Origin of the sequence: Undibacterium sp. Ren11W (assembly GCF_049340485.1) — a bacterium.
Classification (GTDB): Bacteria; Pseudomonadota; Gammaproteobacteria; order Burkholderiales; family Burkholderiaceae_D; genus Undibacterium.
Map to the genome: position 1 here is coordinate 146471 of NZ_JBMPPB010000004.1, position 19868 is coordinate 166338.

The following is a 19868-nucleotide window of genomic DNA, read 5'->3' on the forward strand; positions in this document are numbered from 1 at the left end:
AAGTAGGAATAAAAACAATGAATGATGTGACTTCCGCTGAACTTCAATCGGTTCTGGATGCAGACTTAAATCGAGCGATGCGTGAAGCCAAAGTGCGTTCACAAGCCGAAAAAGAATTACCGACTTTGACTAAGGCAGAGTTGGCCGAACTCCTTTTTGAGCAAGTTGGTTTGAATAAGCGTGAGGCCAAAGATATGGTGGAGACGTTTTTTGGTGAAATACGGGATGCCTTAGAGCGTGGTGAGGCTGTAAAATTATCAGGTTTTGGAAATTTTCAATTGCGCGATAAAACACAACGTCCGGGCCGTAATCCTAAAACCGGCGAAGAAATTGCCATCACTGCACGTCGAGTGGTGACTTTTCATGCCAGCCAAAAGTTAAAAGGTATGGTTGATGATGTCAGTAGTCGTCCTGTTGCACAATCAGTCTGATCTTTCGTATGAGCGAACTAAACATAGACTCAGTCGCCTTGCCACCGATACCTGCAAAACGCTACTTCACAATTGGGGAAGTGAGTGATTTGTGTGGCGTCAAACCTCATGTTCTGCGTTATTGGGAGCAGGAATTCACTCAATTAAAGCCAGTAAAACGGCGCGGTAATCGCCGTTATTATCAACATCATGAAGTGTTGTTGATACGGCGTATCCGCGAACTATTGTATGCGCAAGGTTTTACCATCAATGGTGCCAGAAATAAATTAGGCACGCCCAATAGCAATGTGCTGGCGAGCGAAAGTGTTAAAGAACACGTGAGTTTATTTCAGATTAAAGATGAGCTGCTGTCTATCCTGTCTTTATTGAAACCATAACCAATACAATTTCTTAAATTATTCAAATTAAGTAAGTGTACGCTGCAGCATTTTCTAGACTGGATGTTCTAGCGAGTGCTTTAAAAGTAGTAAATTTCAAATAATAAAAGCTTATTTGTTGTATCCTATAGGATTGAAACAACGGCGTTACGCCTATTATGCAAGAGCACTCTCCTAAGGTCAGCACATCTGACCTTAAACCACACAGGTCATTGTTTGAACGACTGACCGCCTTTATTTCTCCCGAACCTGAGAACCGCGCAGAATTGCTGGAAGTTTTGCATGATGCGCAAGAACGTAATCTGATCGACGCCGATGCTTTGGCGATGATAGAAGGCGTGTTTCAGGTATCTGATTTATCCGCCCGTGACATCATGATTCCACGTTCGCAAATGGATGTGATCGATATTTCCAAGCCTATTTCAGAATGGATGCCGGAAGTATTGAGTACCGCACATTCGCGTTTTCCTGCGGTGGACGGTGATAGAGATAAGGTGGTGGGTATTTTATTGGCGAAAGATTTGCTACGCTACTATGCGGAGGACAGTTTTGATGTCCGTGACATGCTGCGTACAGTTATCTACATTCCTGAGTCTAAACGGCTGAATATTTTGCTGCGCGATTTTCGCGCTAATCGCAATCATATGGCGATGGTGGTTGATGAGTATGGGGGCGTAGCCGGGCTGATTACGATAGAAGATGTGCTAGAGCAGATTGTCGGAGATATCGAAGATGAATACGATTTCGATGAGGAAGAAGATAACATTCTTGCCCTGGACAATAATGGTAACGGCAAACGTTGGCGTATCAAAGGTTTGACTGATATTGAGCAATTTAATCTGGTGTTGGGAACTGATTTGTCAGATGAAGATGTCGATACCATCGGTGGGTTAGTCACTAATTTTCTGCAACATGTGCCGCATAAGGGCGATGCGTTCGACATCGGTCAACTTCATTTTGAAGTTTTGCGCGCAGATGCCAGACAGGTGCAAATGTTGTTAGTTGAGAAACGCAGCCCCGCCTATTCGTCTGAAGACTAAGTCTGTAGTCTTGTGAATTTCATTGCTCAAGTAAGGCCATATTTGACCCGATTTTTTTCCTTGCGTTCCGCTATGCTTATGGCACTACTAGCGGGGTGTCTTAACGTCCTCTCGTTTGCGCCTTTCCATTTCTGGCCACTTGAATGCCTGGGTCTCGCCCTGCTTTTCTTTGTAGCCATACAAAGTAAAGAATATACTTTGTTGCGAGTGGCTTTATTGGGCTGGAGTTATGGATTTGGTGCCATGTTTTGTGGCATCAGTTGGCTTATTATCCTGATGACTCGATATAACGATTTGCCGCTCTGGTTGTCCCTAATAGGCTTGGCATTGCTGGCCTCTTATCTGGCAATTTTTGCGGCCATTGCGATGTTGCTTGGTACGTATTTGCAACGACGTTGGAAACTCTCCGCGGCCATCACTTTATTAATGGTTTTTCCAGCAATTTGGGCGATCAGTGAGTGGTTGCGAGGGTGGGTCTTAACGGGCTTCCCTTGGTTGGCTTCCGGCTATGCCCATACCGCAAGCCCGCTGGCCGGTTATGCAGCTGTTTTGGGTGTGTATGGAGTAGGCTGGATCAGCGCTGTGATCGCGGCCTCGGTGGCGGTGACTGTGGTGCAGCCTAAAGTTTGGAAACAAATGTTTGCGTTGATCGTGCTCTTGTTAGTGATTGGTGCAGGTCTGCGCCAGTATGCATGGACTCAGCCAACCGGGCAGACTATCAGTGTGCGTTTATTGCAAGGTAACGTAGATCAAAACCTGAAATTTGACATGGAACATGTCAATGAATCGCTGCGTTTATATCACGATATGATTGTCGCTGAGCCAGCTGATTTGATCGCGACCCCAGAAACGGCGCTGCCTTTGCCTTCGTCACAATTACCTATAGAATATCTGCCTAGCTTGAATGCATTTACTCAGGCTAGTCATAGTCGCTTGTTACTCGGTTTAGTGACGCACGACGGTCCAAAGCAATATTCAAATAGTGCGCTCGGTTTTGGTCACGAATATCAAACACAAGCATTTCGCTACGACAAACATCATCTGGTTCCCTTTGGTGAATTTATTCCTTTTGGTTTTCGCTGGTTCATCAACATGATGAAAATTCCTTTCGGCGAGTTATCTACCAGGGCTGAGTTGCCACAAGCCATGCAAGTTAAGGATCAGTATGTGTTGCCGAATATCTGTTATGAAAGCTTGTTTGGCGAAGAAATTTCGCAGCAATTACGCATGCAATCCGATGGAAAAAATGCGGTTGCGAGCATCTTGCTGAATATGTCTAATCTGGCTTGGTATGGTGACAGTATCGCGATACCGCAGCATTTGCAAATATCGCAGATGCGCAGCTTAGAGACTGGCCGTCCGATGCTGCAGGCGACCAATACTGGGGCGACTGCGGTAATCAATGCAAAAGGTGAGGTTATAGCGCAAATTGCATCGCAGTCCAGAGGGACACTGAGTGCTCAGGTGCAGGGTATGAGAGGTGTCACACCGTATATTCTATATGGAAATGCCAGCATCCTTGCGCTCGCTTCACTGTCCTTATTGCTGGCATTCCTGTCGGGTTTTATAGCAAGCATCCGTACAAAAAAGTTAACTAACAAGAGTCTAGTTAGTTAACTTGCCAGTCGCTGACGACGACAAGCGCAGGAAAATTTTATTTTTGCTTAGTACTATTTGCATCGATATCAAGCAGGCATTCACGGCCACGTTCACTGATTTCGTTTAGGCCTGAATCTGGATTGAGTATGATATGGCCTTTTTTTCCGAGAAAAGTCGCTACTGGCGCAGATACTACGACGCTAGGGTCATTGGCGATTACACGCAGACCGTCTATGCATTGCTTGATAAATAGAATTTGTTTGCCTGTATCGGTTAACTCCAAGCCACCGTCTTTACGATGAGTAAGGAGTTTGATGCCAGTTAGTCGCTTGGTATTTCTTGCAACGCAAGCACTCGGCCTGGCATTTCTTGGCAGTTTGCTTACTTGTTCCAATGCGTCGTATTCGTCTATGCTTAATTTGTGGTTCATTACTGCTTTCAAAAATGGTAGATATCTGTATCAAATTTTTTCGGTGTCCAATCTGCATTGGGGGTAAAACTAAACGCGAATATTTTGACCGGAATATAACATAGGTCAGACCCCGATGAGCGGCTATGCTTTCCTCTAGCGGATACTTACCGTGGTATTTTGCAATTTTCGCGCTCAGCTAAGTGAAATACTGCTATATCGATAAGCTAGTTTGATTTTTCATTAAGTTTTCGAAATCAACCAATGGTAATGGGCGACTAAACAAATATCCCTGGTACGCTTGACAACCTTGAGTTGCTAGATAGCTTCGTTGCTCTTCTGTTTCTACGCCTTCGGCGATCACCGCCAATCCTAAACTTTCCGCCAAAACGATAATCATTTTTGCAATCGAGGAATCGTTTGAGTCAAATAAAATGTCTTTGACGAAACTTTGATCTATTTTCAATTGATCCAGTGGAAGTCTTTTTAAGTAGGACAACGAGGAGTATCCTGTGCCAAAATCGTCTAGAGAGAAACCGACACCATGTTGTTTCAAGATGCGCATTTTAACGATAAGTTCTTCGACGTTTTTTATCAATAAGGTCTCGGTTAGTTCAAGTTTGAGTAATAGTGGATTAGCTCCGCTACGCGCTAACGCGTCCAGCACCTGAGGTACAAAATTGGCTTGATGAAATTGATTCGGACTGACATTGACCGCAATTGTCAATTGCGCCATGTTAACTTGCTGGCTCCAGCAGGCTAATTGCTCGCAAGCGCTATCGATCACCCAGGCTCCCAAATCCAAAATTAAACCCGTGTGTTCGGCCAAAGGGATGAAGTCAGCTGGATAAATCATACCGCGCAAGGGATGCTGCCAACGTAATAAGACTTCGACGCCGCTGATGCTATTGTCGCTAGTGACTTGGGCCTGATAGTAAAGTTGGAATTGCTTTTTGACTATTGCTTCGCGTAGGTCTGTTTCCAACGAGGCACGCGTGGCGACAGCGGATTGCATCTGCGGATCAAAAAAACGCAGGGTATTGCGACCGGCCGCTTTTGCTTCGTACATGGCAAGGTCGGCTCTTTTTAGTGGCTCGTCTATACTTTCGGCGTGCTCTCCAAATAAGGTAATTCCTATACTCGGAGTGCTACGATGCTCGCAATGACCGAGGTGGTAGATCTGATTCAAAGCATACAAGATTTTCTCACCTACTGCTTCGGCTTGGGTTGCTGCATCCAGCGCACTTTCGCTCAAATTCTCCAGCATAACTACGAATTCGTCGCCACCCAGGCGCGCCACGGTGTCACCTTCACGCGTGCAATCCGTCAATCGGCTGGCTACTTGTTTGAGTAAAAGATCGCCCTTGTCATGGCCTAGGGTGTCGTTAAGAGTCTTAAAATTATCCAGATCGACAAATAATAAGGCACCCTTGCGTTGATGTCGGGTGCCAGCTGCTAACGCTTGCTCTAGCCTGTCGAGTAAGAGCCGACGGTTGGGTAGGGCAGTAAGCGGGTCATAAAATGCCAGATTTTTTATTTCATTTTCAGCGATCTTGCGGGAGGTGATATCGATGAAGCTTCCCACATAATGGGTAGTGACGCCAGCGCTGTCTTTGACACCCGAGATCGTTAGCCACTCAGGAAACACCTCGCCATTTTTACGTCGATTCCAAATTTCACCTTGCCAGGTTCCGGTACTCTGCATACTGTCCGACATTGCTGCATAAAATGCCTCGTCATGTATCCCCGATTTGAGCAGACGCGGGGTTTTTCCTACGATCTCATCTGCCGGGTAGCCCGTAATTTCAGAAAACGCACGATTAATGCGTAGGATAGTTCTGTCAGCATCGGTTACAAACATGCCCTCTTGGGATTCAAATGCGGTGGCAGCGATGCGCAGTGCCTGTTCATTTTTTTTTCGTTCGCTAATATCATTCCAGGCAACATATACTGCCGCTGCCCCATCGAATACGATAGACGTTCCTTGTGCCTCGACGTCGATGGACTTGCCATTGACCTGTAAAAACTTCATTTCCATCATCGCCGCTTGTGCTTGATTTTCGCTGATGCTCTGGACTCTAGAGAGTGCCACATGATGGAAGTCTGGATGAATGATGTCTAAAATCGGTCTGCCTACTAAATCTTCTACTTGCGTGGCACCTAACATCCTGATGGCTGCCGGATTGACATAAATCAGCCGGCCATCTCTATGCACATTAATACCCTCCGGCGACCATTCAACTAGCACGCGGTGTCGCTCCTCACTTTCTTGCAAGGCCGCCAAGGTACGTTTGCGCCTGGTAATGTCATGAATAAAGGTGTGGAAGGCGAGTTTTCCATCGTAAGTAATAGAGGTACTTTGGACTTCGGCGATTAATGGTGTGCCGTCTAGTTTGAGTAATACCTCCTCGGTCATCGGTGTGCTGCTGCCATGCTCCCGAATACTCTGTGCACGTACTTGAGCCGATTCGTGAAAATCTGGGTGTACCAAATCGAGGACGGTTTTTCCTAATAAATCCTGTTCGTTATTGGCCTCAAATAAGTGAATCGCGGCAGGATTGGCATACATTATTTTTCCGTTACTGTGGATGATGATCGCTTCTGGCGTCCATTCCACCAGTGCACGATGACGTTCTTCACTTTCTTGCAACGCGGTTTCTATACGCTTGCGTTCTGTGATGTCACGCGAAAGTACAATAAAACTAGGTTCTTCTTTCTCAATGCGGGTTTTGCGGGAGACCGAAAGTTCGAACCACTTCACACCTTGTTGTAGGTTCAATGCGATTTGCTTTCCGGCTGAAAAACCGGCGTCATTGGCCTGTTGTAGCGCTGCCATCACGGTTAATGCCGCAGGCTCGGGGAGTACTTCGGTGATCAGATGTCCGATTAATTCTTGTGGTGGGGCTGCCAATAACTCGACTCGTGGTGAATGGTAGGATTGATAGCGCCCATCAAGACCAAGCTCAAACAGCAAATCGGGAATCGCATCGAGGGTCGCTTGTAGTTTTGCCTCACTGCGTTGTTGCGCTTGTTCGATACGCTTGCGCTCGCTGATGTCGCGTATCGTTCCTTGTATGATGGTCTGACCGTTAATTTCCATGCGACTAAGTAAAACCTCGGCGATGAAGGTCTTCTTTGTATCCAGACGCAGATGTAACCATTCAAACACGATCATCCCTTGTGTCATAGCCTGCGCTACGCGTTGGTTTGCCGCACTGATGGAGTCTGCTCCGTCCGCTTGTTTGGCAGGAGAAAGTTCAGAGGGATGTCTTGCAATAATTTCGTTACGATGGTGGGCACCGAACAGTCGTAGCGCTGCCGGATTGCAGTCGATGATGGTACCGTTCTCCAATAAGATTACGGCATCGGCAGTTGCATCAAAAAAAATCAGATTGCGCTTTTCGGATTTTCGTAATTCTGCGGTGCCCGCTGTGATGCGATCAGCCAAGGTGCAGTGATCTTTTTGTATGCTGTCGGCCATACTATTGAAGGCGTCTGATAGTGTAACCAGTTCCCGGCTTTCGCTCTTGTGGCTTGTTGCCCTGACATTCAGATCTCCGACACCAAGTTGTTTGGCCGCTTCTGATAAGGCTAACAATGGTCGCGTCAGCCGATGCGCTACCCATCGTATGAGCAGTAAGGCTAGCAGGGTGAGCAGTAGCGCACTGATCGCAAGTGCATTGAGGTTTTCTTTCAAAGTGCCGAGTGCCGCCTCCTTGCTCGCATAATGCACTAGGGTCCATACTTGTGAGCCGTTCAGTTGCAGACTGCGATAGACTTCCACCAGCTCAGTATCGCTGCCATCTTTGCCAGTTAACGTTCCTTCAAATCCTGGTGCTATCTGATTGTTGAAAATGAACTTTTCTGAACCCGCATGGGCGGGGAAGTGAGCCAGGAGTCTGCGATCAGGATCAAACAGCAAGCTTCTTTCCTGACTGGTGAAACCGCTACTTTCCTCCTGAAAAATTTCGCCAATAAAATTTTGTAAATCGAGAAAAGCGATCAGCAGCCCCACTAATTTGCCATTGTGGTCGCCATTGCTGTCTTCCATGTGGATCTGCCGTACGATCCCTATAGCAGGTTTATTTTCCGGTCCCAGTAATTGTTCCACCATTTCGGATGCGCCAATTTGAGTGGCGCGTTTGATTAACGATTGATCATAAAACTGACGACCGACATCGATAGACTTGTCGCTCGCTCGTATTGTTCCACTCTCAGGATCGACCAAAAGCATATGATTGAAATGGTCGGGGTGGGCGCGTTCTATGCGGTCAAATAGGCGTTCAAAATTGTTTTGCAAATTCTTGTCTTGACTCTCGAGTTGGTTTGCCAATGAGCGACTTTCTGAGACTACTAAAATACTCCCTCTGCGCTCTTTAATACTGTTGGCAATCCAGGCCCTTTGTAAGTCAGCTTTCACTTCCAGAATATGAATAGCTTCGGTTAAGCGTTGATTGCGCGCACCTATCCATCCAATTTGAGGAAAGCCGAAATACCAGAGCATCAATAATAGCCAAATTGCGGCTAAAAATAAAACGCCAAAATATCCTGCGATTCTGCTTGAGAAAGAAGTATTCATGAGTGTCGAATGCTTACTCTCTATAATCGTAGCGCTCGATTTGAAATTTTTTTCTGTCACTGATAACCGTACTTAGACCGTCATAGTTGAATGCAGCGGCTAAATTTTGTTCATTAGCGGTTGCGGGAAGTTTTCCTAAATTAGCTAAGAATAAAAATTCGGCTTTGAGCGGCGGTGCGCTAGGATTTTTTAGTATGTTTGGTGCTGACGGAATATCGAGAATTTCACGTCTGGTAATAGCGCTGATTTGGGCCACGCTAAGTGTCGTCGCCTTACCAGAAAAAGCCTTCGCATCAGCCATTGCCCATTTAGCAGCCGTTTCGAGATGTCGTTGTGAGCGTCGCAACCATTCAACCGCTCGTAATAGGCTAGCCACCAGATGCAACGCGGCCTGCGGAGACTGTTTTGCAAATTCTTTGCCTATGACAAAATAGTCGCTACTAATACCGCGAAAAACAATGTGGTTTCTTTCACTCTGGCTAAGCGCGAGGGTTGGCCCCGGTTCCCACGCCGCAAAAGCATCAATTTCGCCACGCGCTAGCGCCTCTGGCATGGCGTCGACCGTTAATGGCACCAAGCTGACTTGGCCCTCACGGATGCCCGCCGAGGCCAATCCCTGCAACAAGGTGTGGTGTGCACTCGAAGCCTCAATATAGGCGAGTCGTTTTCCGACCAGGTCGCGCACTTGGCTGGTGTCTTTGGCAATGATAGAGGTAAAACTTTGCTTCAACAATCCGACTATCCATACGTCGCCACTGGCGGCACTTAGTATGGTTGGCATATCACCCAGAAAACCTGCTTCTAATCGCTGATTCGCGAGCATGGTTAGCATGTCGGCGCCGCGTTTGAAGGGGTAAATTTTTAACTCCTGCTGACTTTCTGACAGTGCTTTTTTTAGAATCTGATCACGTTGCATCAGTGCACTGATCACACCGGAAGGGTAGCCTAAAGGTTGTATCCCTAGATCGATTGCAGCGGAGTCTGTACTGCTGGCGTAGTGTGAAAAATATTCTTCAGCGCATAGTTCTCTAGCCGTGTTCAGCGCCAACATGCTGACTGCAGCGAGCAGCGCAAACTTTGGTGAAAAGCGTTTGTTTTTTTTGTGACTTAGGTGTCGGTCTGACTTGCTGCACAAGCTGTTTGGGGCAGTTGTGCCCTCGTGTTTAAGTAAGCGCAAGAATGGCAAAGTCATTTTGATCCTTCGGTGATCTTGCTTGTGCTAGTCCAGGAGTGCCTATGTGAGCTTATTCAACGATATAGCTAGCTTGCTCGATTACCACGCGTCAAAAGCATAGTTCGACTATTTCATGTATTGCAAATACCGAAATAGTCTAATCCAAATGAGTTTAAAAAGGGAGTCTAATCATGTAAGAAAATTGTAAGACTGATACAGTATTTTGATATTTGTATCCGCCTCTTCGTAATCTGCTCAATGGCTATGCACAATTTAATGCATTAGCCCCGCAAAAAATTTAGTCAGCGCAACGCTCAAAGGACGAGGGATGCGGTAGCAGCCTGGCCAAAGTATGCGGGATTTTCTGCAATTGCGGGGCATCGTCCAAGGCATCGTCACTCGTATCGTTGATGCAAAAAAAAGGAATACTGCCGAACTCATTGAGCAGCGTTTGAAATTGCTGTTCTGCATCGTTGGCACCACTGCTGATATACAGTGGCTCCAGCGTTTGTTCAGCTGCGTGCCCGGTGTGTAGCATCCAACGCGGTACCAGATCTGGCATTAATGGCGGCACCTGCCATGAGCGAAACACGGTTTGCCGCACTTGCTGAAACAGCTCAGGTGCGGCCAACTCCAACTCGTACAACAGGCTCTTGAGCATGGGGCGTGGCGAGTGCGCAAAAATCCGTGGCGCATGCCGGTACTGCGGGTAACGCCGCGACAGCCAATGCTTAGACAAGACCGAGGCGTTGACCAGCGCACTCTCATGCGCTTGCAACTGATCGTAGTCCGGCACCTTGGTTTTTTCGGTAAACACCGCCAGGCCCTCCGTGCCGAACCACAGCGCCGGGTCTACCTCGGCACCGAAGAAGACATCGTCATTGAGGTAAATAAAGCGTTCAGCCAGCCCGGGGATGTGGTGCAGATATGATTCTATATGTCCGGAATCAAACACCGGCAAGGCCGCAGGCGGGATCAGTTCGCTATGGTCGATCACGCTAAGGCGAGGATGAGCGTCTAGCCAATCCGGAGTCTGGCCATCGGTCACCAGATAGATATGGCCATGCTCAGGATAAAATTTTTCAAGTGCCCGTAAATTGAAACGTAACTCTTCATTGTCCCGGTAACGACCGGCGACATCGCCATGCACGGCCAGATCCCTGGCCCGCGGCGCGCCCGCATCCAGCAGTGCTTGCTGACGCTTATTGCGCCACGCCGGGTCGGCACCATTCACCCACAGATACACGATATCGATAGGTTCGATCTGGTCCAGGATGGCGATGGTTTCGACTTGTGGAGAAGGGCAGGAGTTCACGATAGAGTCAGAGAAGATAATTTGCTGGCCTTGGGTTAACTGCAGACGCGACCGTCCGGAGGCGCAATTTACCATGTTTTAGAAATTGCGATCGCTGCTATCAGTATTTGTTGCCGGCATATTCAAAATAAAAACTAGCATGCCGCCAGCGCGCATAGCCCATGCGGCTTTTCAGCATGCCTGCCCTGCAAGGCGCATGGGCTATGCGCGCTGGGCCTATGCCCTAATTTATTTATTTTGTTTCCATTCGTGGTGCTGCGGCCAGCAGCGATAGCGAAGTCTTAAGCGCTGCGCCAAAGTAGGGTGCTTTAGTGGCAAGCTGCACTTTCTCGGTGCAGCTTCAAAGCCTATTTTGCATACGTGAGCTGAGATTGATCCTTGCATCTGATATATCGATCAGTTCACCATCAGTTCAACATCAGTTCAACATCAGTTCAACATCAGTTCAAAATCGTTACTCTTTTTTCAGTAAAAAATAACTGTTTGACTGGGACGTGCAGTCAAAAAAAATATCAATTTTAAAAAAATCTTGATGGATTTTCCTGCGAAGGATTCCTAAAAGCCAAAGTAAATGATCAAAATAATTAACATTATTATATTTCTTGTTGTTTTTGTACATTGGCATGTTTTTTGCGTAAGTCTCTTTTGGCTGCTAAGTGCTATTCATACAATTTTATCTTTCTCATCTCTGTATTATTTGCGATGCAGGAGACTTAGTAGTTAATTATTTAAGCTGGGTATTTGTGAGAAAAAATCACACATTTATCTGACTTCGATAAGTAAGGATGGGTCAATGGAGGCAAACAGTTTTCATTGATTAAACATTGGGGAATCAACCTCGAGTTATATAACTAAATATAAGGCTTAAAAATGAAACAAGCATTTTATGGAGTTCGTCCGCTGTTGTTATCCGTCTTGGTGGCTAGTGCATGTAATGTCATGGCCGCTGAACGCGTAGATTTAGAAAAAAATTCAAGCGCTGCCAAATCAACGAGTTTGACGAATGCCGGACCGCTCAGTGCTGGGGAGCATTTGGGTTTGGCGGCAGATGAGTTGAAAGCGGAGCGCAGTAAGACTTATGCTAACGGCAAAGTCGTTACCCGCCATCAGCAATATCATATGGGAGTACCGGTCTGGGGTGAGGGTATTGTTGAGCACCGCGGTAAAGGCGAGAACCAGGCAAAAATGTCTGGAGCAATGCTCAGAGGTTTAGCTAACGACCTGCCAAGTATCAAGCCCACCTATACATCTACCCAGATTCTTGAGTTGGCAAAAACCAAGGCACAAGTTTTCTCCACTGAGAACGAGCAAGCAAAACTGTATATCAAACAAGATGCCAATGGTGTTGCAAGGCTAGTGTATGCGGTGTCGTTTTTGGCAAAAAATACGGCCAAACCTAGTCGCCCCTCATTCATGATCGATGCAAATTCTGGTGCTATCTTAGCGCAGTGGGAGGGCATTACTCACGCCTTGTCAGGCACGGGGCCAGGCGGCAACACTAAAACCGGCCAATACGAATACGGCACAAGCGCAGGCTACGGATTTTTGGATGTAGTGGTCAGTGGTAGCACCTGTAAATTAAGCAGCAGCAATGTCGATACCTACAATATGAATGGTGCGACCTCCGGTGCCGGTACGCTGCATAGCTTTACTTGCCCACGCAATACGGTCAAGGCAATCAATGGTGCGTTTTCACCGATGAATGACGCGCATTATTTTGGTAACCAGGTGTTCAATATGTACCAGGCGTATCTTGGCCTGCGTCCTATCAGTCAAAAGCTGATGATGAAAGTACATTACGGCTCTAGTTACGAAAACGCATTCTGGGATGGCAGTGCCATGAACTTTGGCGATGGCGCTACCACGTTCTATCCTTTGGTTTCGCTCGATGTGACCTCACACGAAGTGAGCCATGGTTTCACTGAGCAAAATTCGAATCTGACCTACTCCGGCATGTCCGGCGGTATGAACGAAGCATTCTCGGATATGGCGGGCGAGGCTGCGAAGTATTACGTCAAGGGGACTAACGATTTTAAAGTAGGCGTTGATATCTTCAAGGCTGCTGGTGCCTTGCGTTACATGTATAACCCACCACTAGATGGCGGCTCTATCGATAATGCGGCCAATTACAAGAGCTCGCTCGATGTTCATTACAGCAGCGGTGTGTATAACAAAGCGTTTTATTTGTTAGCAAGCACCGCAGGCTGGAATACACGTAAAGCCTTTGAAGTCATGGCAGACGCAAATCACTTGTATTGGACCGCAGGTAGCACTTTTAATGACGGTGCATGTGGCGTAGAAAAAGCAGCGACTAATCGTGCTTACGTCACCGCCGATGTCACGGCAGCATTCGCCGCTGTTGGCGTAAGTTGTGCAGTCATACCACCGACTGGTACCGTCTTGACTAATGGTGTTGCCGTTACAGGCATTACTCTGGCTAAGAACGCTAGCAAGACTTACACCATCGTTGTTCCTGCAGGCAAGGCAAGTCTGACGATTAAACTCTCTGGCGGAACAGGCGATGGCGATATTTATACCAAACTGGGTTCTGCGCCAACCACAACTTCGTATTTGAAGAAGTCGGCAGGCTCAACCAATACCGAAACCATGACAGTCACTTCGCCAGCGGCGGGCACTTACTATATTTTAGTCAAAGCCTATGCAGCAGTCACCGGTACATCCTTGGTGGCGACTTTCTAAGTAAGTGCTTGATGCCTAGCTAGTGTTTTAATTTGGTAGTTCAACTTAGTTGGTTAACTTGGGATTTCAGCTTAGTATTTCAGCTTAGGTGAGCTACCTCGAGATCGCCGTCCTCGCTATCAGCGGGGGTGGCGATTTTTTTTTGACCAATATTTGTGTGGCTTGCATGGCTGGCATGGCAGGCATTTATCACGAGCGTAACATTCTTAAAATGATCGATGCACTACCCGCTTGCGCAATACCCATGCGGGTTTCCAGCCTATCGGGCCGGTGAGGCGCATGAAATATGCGTGGTGAACCAGGTGCTAGTTTGAAAACCTGTTTAAGTCGCACAGCAGCATGCTTAGCGCACGATCAGCACATACAGCAAGAGTAGATTGATTACGATGGAGGTGGCCGCTAGCGCGCGCCATACGGTGGCGGGGTCACTGTTGACCAGCGGCGTGGCGCTGGGTGCTGGCAGCGGACGGGCCGCGCCGCGTTCCAGTGCGAGTAAAAATTCTTCGGCAGTTTCGAAGCGCTCTTGCGGCTCGCGCGCCACTGCTTTGAGCAAGACGTTTTCTAGCCAAATCGGCAGATCGGGGCGGTAGCGGCTAGGCACGACAGCATCGCCAAATTTAGGCCTTTGAAACGGCTCTATCTCACCGTAAGGATAATGCCGCGTCAGCAGGTAATACAGCGTGACGCCGCTGGCGTAGATATCGCTCTGAGGTGAGGCCTTGGCCCCCTGAAATTGTTCGGGGGCGAGAAAGGACGGTGTGCCGGCCATGCTAAAGTTGGCCGACAAGTTCTGGTCTTGGGCATCCAGGCCAGATTGCGCAACGCCTAGATCGAGGATGCGAATTTCGCCATCTTCGCCCAGGTGCACATTGTCTGGTTTGATGTCTCTATGCACAATACTGCGGCGGTGCAGGGCGCCCACTGCACGTACCAGCTTGCTGCCATAAGTGATCACATCCGGCACCGTAAAATGCTGGCCGCTAGCGAGCCGGGTTTGTAGCGAATCGCCGGCATGCCAGGTCGATAGGTAATACAGAAAATTTCTTTGATCCGGTGTGATCACCTGCGGGAAAAAGCGCGCCACTACCCGCTTGGCGAGCCAGGCTTCATGCGCAAAAGCGGAGCGCTCATGCGCGTCGTTGGCACGATCAGGATGCAGGGTTTTTAACACCAGCTTGCGATGATGCACGCTGTCGTTGACTAGATAGAGCAGTGTGGTCATTGAGCTGTGCAGAATTTCTTCGACCAGATAGCCGTCTATCATCTGCCCCGGTTTGAGCTTGGGTGGGGCTGGCAGGCTGCGTAGTTCAGATAAAGCATCACGCAAATCGCCCTCGGGCAAGGTCGTCACTTGCACCACGATGGCACTGCAATTGTCTTGCGAGCCTGCCGCTAGCGCTGCATCGCACAGGGCTTTGCTGCCTAGCTCAGGTGTCAAGCTGTGCTGACTGACTTGTTTCAGGGTATCGCAGATATCGTATTCGCTCAGGGCCGCCCAGACGCCATCACTGGCGAGTAAAAACACATCGTTCTGACGTACTTCGCCCATGCCATGATCGACCGCCAGACGGGTATCCATGCCGATTGCGCGGGTCAGTACGTGCTGCATTTCGGGACGGTCCCAGACATGGTCTTGCGTCAGTTTTTGTAGCTTGCCCAAGCCGTCGTCGCGTAGCAAATAACAGCGGGTATCGCCCACATGCGCGGTGTAATACATACGGCCGCGCAGCACCAGTGCGGTCAGGGTGCTGGCCATGCCGGCCAATTCGCGCCTTACCGTGCCTTGCTGTTGCACCCAGCTATTGATGGCGACCAGTACTTTTTCTAGCGAGGTGGTAATTTCCCAGGTGTCGGGAGTGGCGTAGTAATCGGTCAGCAGGCCGCGCACCGCATATTCTGAAGCTTCGCGCCCACCCTCGTTACCTGAGACGCCATCGGCAATCGCAGCGATCAAGCCCTTGCTAGAAAGTTCAGGTTCGTTTGGCGTGACCATGCCGACAAAGTCTTCATTGCGTGGACGCACTCCCGCCAGCGAGTGGTGGCCGGTGCTAACGATCAGGGGCATATCAGGGGCATAGTTGGCTCATCTAATTCGGTGAAAACGTTTTGCGCCTCAGCGGCGATGCTTGGGTTTAGGTTTAAATCTTAGCTGTCGTCATGGCCGCTGAACCCCAGGTAGTGCGCCAGCGTTTCTTGACTAATGATAAGCCCAATAAGGCGATTACGGCCAGACTGGCAAAGATAGACAGACCGATTTGGTAACTGCCAGTGATCTGATGCGAATAGCCGAGGCTGGAGGCTAAGTAGAAGCCGCCGATACCACCGGCCATACCGACCAGTCCGGTCATCACGCCCATCTCTTTGCGGAAACGTTGCGGCACCAATTGAAACACCGCACCGTTGCCGGTGCCGAGTGCCAGCATCGCTCCCACAAACACGATCACTGCGCCAGTCGCTGATTGCAAGCCGGTGGAGGCTATGAACAGAAAGGCCGCTGCGATCACATACATCACCGACAAAGTTTTGATGCCGCCGATGCGGTCGGCGATGCGCCCGCCCATAGGTCTGACCATAGAGCCGGCGAACACGCAGGCGGCCGTGAAATAACCAGCAGTTACCGGGGTTAGGCCGTATTGGGTATTGAAGTAAATCGTCAAAGAGGAAGCCAGGCCAGAGAAGCCGCCAAAGGTCACGCTATAGAAGAACATAAACCACCAGGCATCCTTATCTTTTAATACCGCAAGGTATTCGGTTAAGGATTTAGTCGGCACCTCGCCCGGCGCATCTTTGGCGAACACCAGATACACCGCCAGTGCAAGCAACAAGGGGATGATGGCCAGGCCAAATACATTCTGCCAGCCGAACATAATTGCTAAGGTTGGGGCAAACAAGGCAGCGAAGGCGGTGCCAGAATTGCCGGCTCCTGCAATGCCCAGCGCTGTGCCCTGATGCTCAGGCGGATACCAGCGGGATGCCAGCGGTAATGCCACCGCAAAGGCAGCACCAGCGACGCCCAGTATGATGCCCAGAAACAGCAATTGCTCATAGGTGTGCAGATTACCTAACCAGGCCCAGCTCAGGCCGGCGATCACGATGACTTGCCCGATCAAGCCGGCTTTTTTTGGTTTTAAATGATCCACCAGCATGCCCATCACGATACGCAGCAAAGCTCCGGCCAGCAAAGGGGTGGCCACCATCAAGCCTTTTTGCGCGGCGCTTAAACCTAGGTCTTTAGCGATCTGTATACCTAAGGGCCCGAGTAAAACCCAGACCATAAAACTGAGGTCGAAGTAAAAGAAGGCGGCTAGTAAAGTCGGGGTGTGTCCGACTTTCCAGAAAGAGGTTTTTTGCATAATCGCTCCAGCGTAGTAACAGCGTAATAAGTAAGTGGTGAGGGCCGGTGCTTGAGACCAGTCTTTGCAAGCTTTAACTAAGCTATTGCAATTGCCGTGCCATCTGTTTTGGCGCATTTTAGTGCTGCGCTAGCTGCATTTGGAGGCAAACTAGCTAAGTTAGCTCCCTCAAATTGTGCGTTGCACCAGATGGGTAGTCTGAATGCCACTTTCGGGTGCGAATCAGACTGCTTTGCTGAATTTCGGTGCTTCAAAGTTTTTGCTCGCACCAAATTAACTTTGGATAGGGTGTTGGTGCGCTGTGCTAAATACATGATTTTGCTTGTTTTTCCGACGCTTGTATTGCTGGCGCAGTCAGGTCTGAATAAGATTCCTCGAAACTGGCATTGCTTTTGCTTATACGAGTGCAAGACAAGCAAAGGAGTGAGCGATGAAAAAATTGAAGCTAGTGATGGTAGGGAACGGTATGGCAGGTGCACGTACCTTAGAAGAGTTATTAAAGATCGCCCCCGATCTGTATGACATTACGGTTTTTGGTGCAGAGCCGCACGCCAATTACAATCGCATTCTTTTGTCCCCGGTACTGTCTGGTGAACAAGCCTTCAAAGACATCATGCTTAATGATGAAGCCTGGTATGCAGAAAACAATATCACCCTGCATCTTGGTAAAAAAATCGTCAAAATCGACAGGGTAAAACGCATCGTGATTGCCGAAGATGGCACCGAGGCCCAATACGATCGCCTCCTGATGGCCACCGGTTCTTCACCATTTATCTTGCCGGTGCCTGGCAAAGACGCGCCAGGCGTGATTGCTTATCGCGATATTTACGACACCAATACCATGATCGCTGCGGCCGAGAAGCACAGCCATGCGGTGGTCATTGGTGGTGGTTTGCTCGGTCTGGAAGCGGCTAACGGCTTGATGATGCGCGGCATGAAGGTATCTGTCGTGCATTTGCCAGGCTGGTTGATGGAACGCCAACTCGACCCGGTCGCCGCCAAAATGCTGCAAAAATCTTTAGAAGATCGCGGCCTGAGCTTCCTGCTGGAAAAAAATACCGAAGCCATCCTGAGTGACGATCAAGGTCACGTTAAAGGCATACGTTTTACCGATGGTTTAGAAATCCCTGCGCAACTGATCGTGATGGCGGTCGGGATACGCCCGAATACCACACTGGCCGAATCGGCCGGTCTGCATTGCAACCGCGGCATCGTGGTGAACGACACCATGCAAACTTTCGACCCGCGTATCTATTCGGTTGGCGAGTGTGTGAATCATCGCGGCACCGCCTACGGTCTGGTCGCGCCTTTGTATGAAATGGCGAAAGTCTGCGCCAATCATCTGGCCAATTTCGGTATCGCGCGCTACCAGGGTTCGGTCACTTCTACCAAACTCAAGGTCACCGGTATCGATTTGTTTTCGGCTGGCGAATTTATGGGCGGCACTGACACCGAAGCGATCATCTTGTCGGATCCTATCGGCGGCGTGTATAAAAAGCTGGTGATTAAGGACGATAAATTAGTCGGTGCCTGCCTGTATGGCGATACCTCGGACGGTAGCTGGTATTTCAAACTGCTACGCGAAGGAAAAAGCATCGCCGAGTTCCGCGACACCTTAATGTTTGGTGAATCCAATACCGGCGACACTGGGCATGAAGGCTATAGTAAAGCCGCCGCCATGCCCGATACCGCCGAAGTCTGCGGTTGTAATGGGGTTTGTAAAGGCAGCATCGTCAACACGATTAAAGAAAAAGGCCTGCTCACTTTGGACGAGGTGCGTAAGCACACCAAGGCATCTGCTTCTTGTGGTTCATGCACTGGCTTAGTCGAACAGATCTTGATGTTTACAGTCGGTAGCGATTACAGCGATGTGGCGAAAGTTAAAGCCATGTGCAGCTGTACCGATCACACCCATCAAGAAGTGCGCGATGCGATCAAGGCACAAAAATACCTGACCGTGGCAAGCACCCAGCAAGGCATGAACTGGCGTACCCCTGACGGTTGTTCTAGCTGCCGTCCGGCGCTTAATTACTACCTGATCTCGACCTGGCCGCGCGAAGCCAAGGATGATCCGCAATCACGCTACATCAATGAACGCTCGCACGCCAACATCCAGAAAGACGGCACTTATTCTGTGATTCCACGTATGTGGGGTGGCGAGACCAATGCCTCAGAATTGCGCCGGATTGCCGATGTGGTCGACAAATATCACATCCCGACGGTCAAGGTGACAGGCGGCCAACGTATCGATTTACTCGGTGTTAAGAAGGAAGATCTGCGCGCGGTCTGGCAAGATCTGGGCATGCCTTCCGGTCTGGCGTACGCCAAGGGACTGCGTACAGTTAAGACCTGCGTCGGTAGCGAATGGTGCCGTATGGGGACGCAAAATTCTACCCTGATGGGGCAGCAACTAGAGCGCGAACTGGCACGCATGTATGCACCGCATAAAGTGAAACTAGCAGTCTCCGGTTGCCCGCGTAATTGCGCTGAATCCGGAATTAAAGACGTGGGGATTATCGGCGTCGAATCAGGCTGGGAAGTGTATGTGGGCGGTAACGGCGGTATCAAAACCGAAGTCGCGCAATTTTTCGTTAAGCTCAAGACCCATGAAGAAGTGATGGAATACACCGGCGCTTTCCTGCAATTGTATCGGGAAGAGGGCTGGTATCTGGAGCGCACTGTGCATTATCTGGAACGTGTCGGCCTGGATCACGCCAAGCGTAGCGTGGTGGACGATGAAGTCAAACGTAAAGAACTCTACCAAAGACTCTTGTTCTCGCTAGAGCAGGAAGCCGATCCCTGGCATGAGCCAGAAAAGGCGCAGGTCGATACCCGCCAGTTTGAGATGCTCAACGCTTAGTGTTAAACAACCTGTCCCGCGAGCGGGGCAG

Annotated in this window: 11 protein-coding genes and 1 pseudogene; 6 read left to right on the forward strand and 6 right to left on the reverse strand. The window is 49.1% G+C overall.

The features are described from left to right. The first annotated feature begins 17 nt into the window (after nucleotides 1-17). From ACO0K8_RS11315 to lnt, 4 genes and pseudogenes are all read left to right on the forward strand, one after another. Nucleotides 18-431, forward strand: a complete 414-nt coding sequence (locus ACO0K8_RS11315) for an integration host factor subunit alpha (RefSeq protein WP_422946760.1) — start codon at nucleotides 18-20, stop codon at nucleotides 429-431. Nucleotides 432-439: 8 nt separating this feature from the next. After that, nucleotides 440-700, forward strand: a pseudogene (locus tag ACO0K8_RS11320) (MerR family transcriptional regulator); the annotation flags it as partial. Between the two features lie 266 nt (nucleotides 701-966). Then, complete coding sequence (locus ACO0K8_RS11325) at nucleotides 967-1848, forward strand: HlyC/CorC family transporter (protein WP_422946761.1); 882 nt, start codon at nucleotides 967-969, stop codon at nucleotides 1846-1848. 78 nt (nucleotides 1849-1926) lie between these two features. Further along, nucleotides 1927-3465, forward strand: a complete 1539-nt coding sequence (gene lnt / locus ACO0K8_RS11330) for an apolipoprotein N-acyltransferase (RefSeq protein ID WP_422946762.1) — start codon at nucleotides 1927-1929, stop codon at nucleotides 3463-3465. 37 nt (nucleotides 3466-3502) lie between these two features. On the opposite strand, the gene ACO0K8_RS11335 is transcribed toward lnt, so the two are convergent. The 4 genes from ACO0K8_RS11335 to ACO0K8_RS11350 all read right to left on the reverse strand — a co-directional run bounded on the left by ACO0K8_RS11335 (nucleotide 3503) and on the right by ACO0K8_RS11350 (nucleotide 10999). Beyond that, the gene (locus ACO0K8_RS11335) at nucleotides 3503-3877 is read right to left on the reverse strand and encodes a hypothetical protein (RefSeq protein WP_422946763.1); all 375 of its coding nucleotides are present in this window, start codon (nucleotides 3875-3877) and stop codon (nucleotides 3503-3505) included. 193 nt (nucleotides 3878-4070) lie between these two features. After that, a complete protein-coding gene (locus tag ACO0K8_RS11340; RefSeq protein ID WP_422946764.1) occupies nucleotides 4071-8435 on the reverse strand; it encodes a PAS domain S-box protein in 4365 nt (1454 codons plus the stop codon). Between the two features lie 13 nt (nucleotides 8436-8448). After that, nucleotides 8449-9627 carry an ABC transporter substrate-binding protein gene (locus tag ACO0K8_RS11345; RefSeq protein WP_422946765.1) on the reverse strand — a complete coding sequence of 393 codons (1179 nt, stop codon included), beginning with the start codon at nucleotides 9625-9627 and terminating at the stop codon, nucleotides 8449-8451. Between the two features lie 280 nt (nucleotides 9628-9907). Then, entirely contained in the window at nucleotides 9908-10999 is a 1092-nt protein-coding gene (locus tag ACO0K8_RS11350; RefSeq protein WP_422946766.1) for a Stealth CR1 domain-containing protein, read from the reverse strand. A gap of 795 nt (nucleotides 11000-11794) precedes the next feature. On the opposite strand from ACO0K8_RS11350, the gene ACO0K8_RS11355 reads away from it, so the two are divergent. Then, nucleotides 11795-13624, forward strand: coding sequence for a M4 family metallopeptidase (locus ACO0K8_RS11355; RefSeq protein WP_422946767.1), 1830 nt, complete (start codon nucleotides 11795-11797; stop codon nucleotides 13622-13624). Between the two features lie 343 nt (nucleotides 13625-13967). On the opposite strand, the gene ACO0K8_RS11360 is transcribed toward ACO0K8_RS11355, so the two are convergent. After that, nucleotides 13968-15689, reverse strand: coding sequence for a protein kinase domain-containing protein (locus ACO0K8_RS11360; protein ID WP_422946768.1), 1722 nt, complete (start codon nucleotides 15687-15689; stop codon nucleotides 13968-13970). Nucleotides 15690-15762: 73 nt separating this feature from the next. Beyond that, complete coding sequence (locus ACO0K8_RS11365) at nucleotides 15763-16977, reverse strand: nitrate/nitrite transporter (protein WP_422946769.1); 1215 nt, start codon at nucleotides 16975-16977, stop codon at nucleotides 15763-15765. A gap of 430 nt (nucleotides 16978-17407) precedes the next feature. Here ACO0K8_RS11365 and nirB point away from each other — a divergent pair, with 430 nt between their 5' ends. Next, a complete protein-coding gene (gene nirB, locus ACO0K8_RS11370; RefSeq protein WP_422946770.1) occupies nucleotides 17408-19837 on the forward strand; it encodes a nitrite reductase large subunit NirB in 2430 nt (809 codons plus the stop codon). The last annotated feature ends 31 nt before the right edge of the window (nucleotides 19838-19868 follow it).

Coding starts and splice junctions, on each gene's coding strand:
- ACO0K8_RS11350 (WP_422946766.1), bottom strand. CDS start 10,999: ATGGTAAATTGCGCCTCCGGACGGTCGCGTCTGCAGTTAACCCAAGGC.
- nirB (WP_422946770.1), top strand. CDS start 17,408: ATGAAAAAATTGAAGCTAGTGATGGTAGGGAACGGTATGGCAGGTGCA.
- ACO0K8_RS11345 (WP_422946765.1), bottom strand. CDS start 9,627: ATGACTTTGCCATTCTTGCGCTTACTTAAACACGAGGGCACAACTGCC.
- ACO0K8_RS11360 (WP_422946768.1), bottom strand. CDS start 15,689: ATGCCCCTGATCGTTAGCACCGGCCACCACTCGCTGGCGGGAGTGCGT.
- ACO0K8_RS11340 (WP_422946764.1), bottom strand. CDS start 8,435: ATGAATACTTCTTTCTCAAGCAGAATCGCAGGATATTTTGGCGTTTTA.
- ACO0K8_RS11325 (WP_422946761.1), top strand. CDS start 967: ATGCAAGAGCACTCTCCTAAGGTCAGCACATCTGACCTTAAACCACAC.
- lnt (WP_422946762.1), top strand. CDS start 1,927: ATGGCACTACTAGCGGGGTGTCTTAACGTCCTCTCGTTTGCGCCTTTC.
- ACO0K8_RS11355 (WP_422946767.1), top strand. CDS start 11,795: ATGAAACAAGCATTTTATGGAGTTCGTCCGCTGTTGTTATCCGTCTTG.
- ACO0K8_RS11365 (WP_422946769.1), bottom strand. CDS start 16,977: ATGCAAAAAACCTCTTTCTGGAAAGTCGGACACACCCCGACTTTACTA.
- ACO0K8_RS11335 (WP_422946763.1), bottom strand. CDS start 3,877: ATGAACCACAAATTAAGCATAGACGAATACGACGCATTGGAACAAGTA.
- ACO0K8_RS11315 (WP_422946760.1), top strand. CDS start 18: ATGAATGATGTGACTTCCGCTGAACTTCAATCGGTTCTGGATGCAGAC.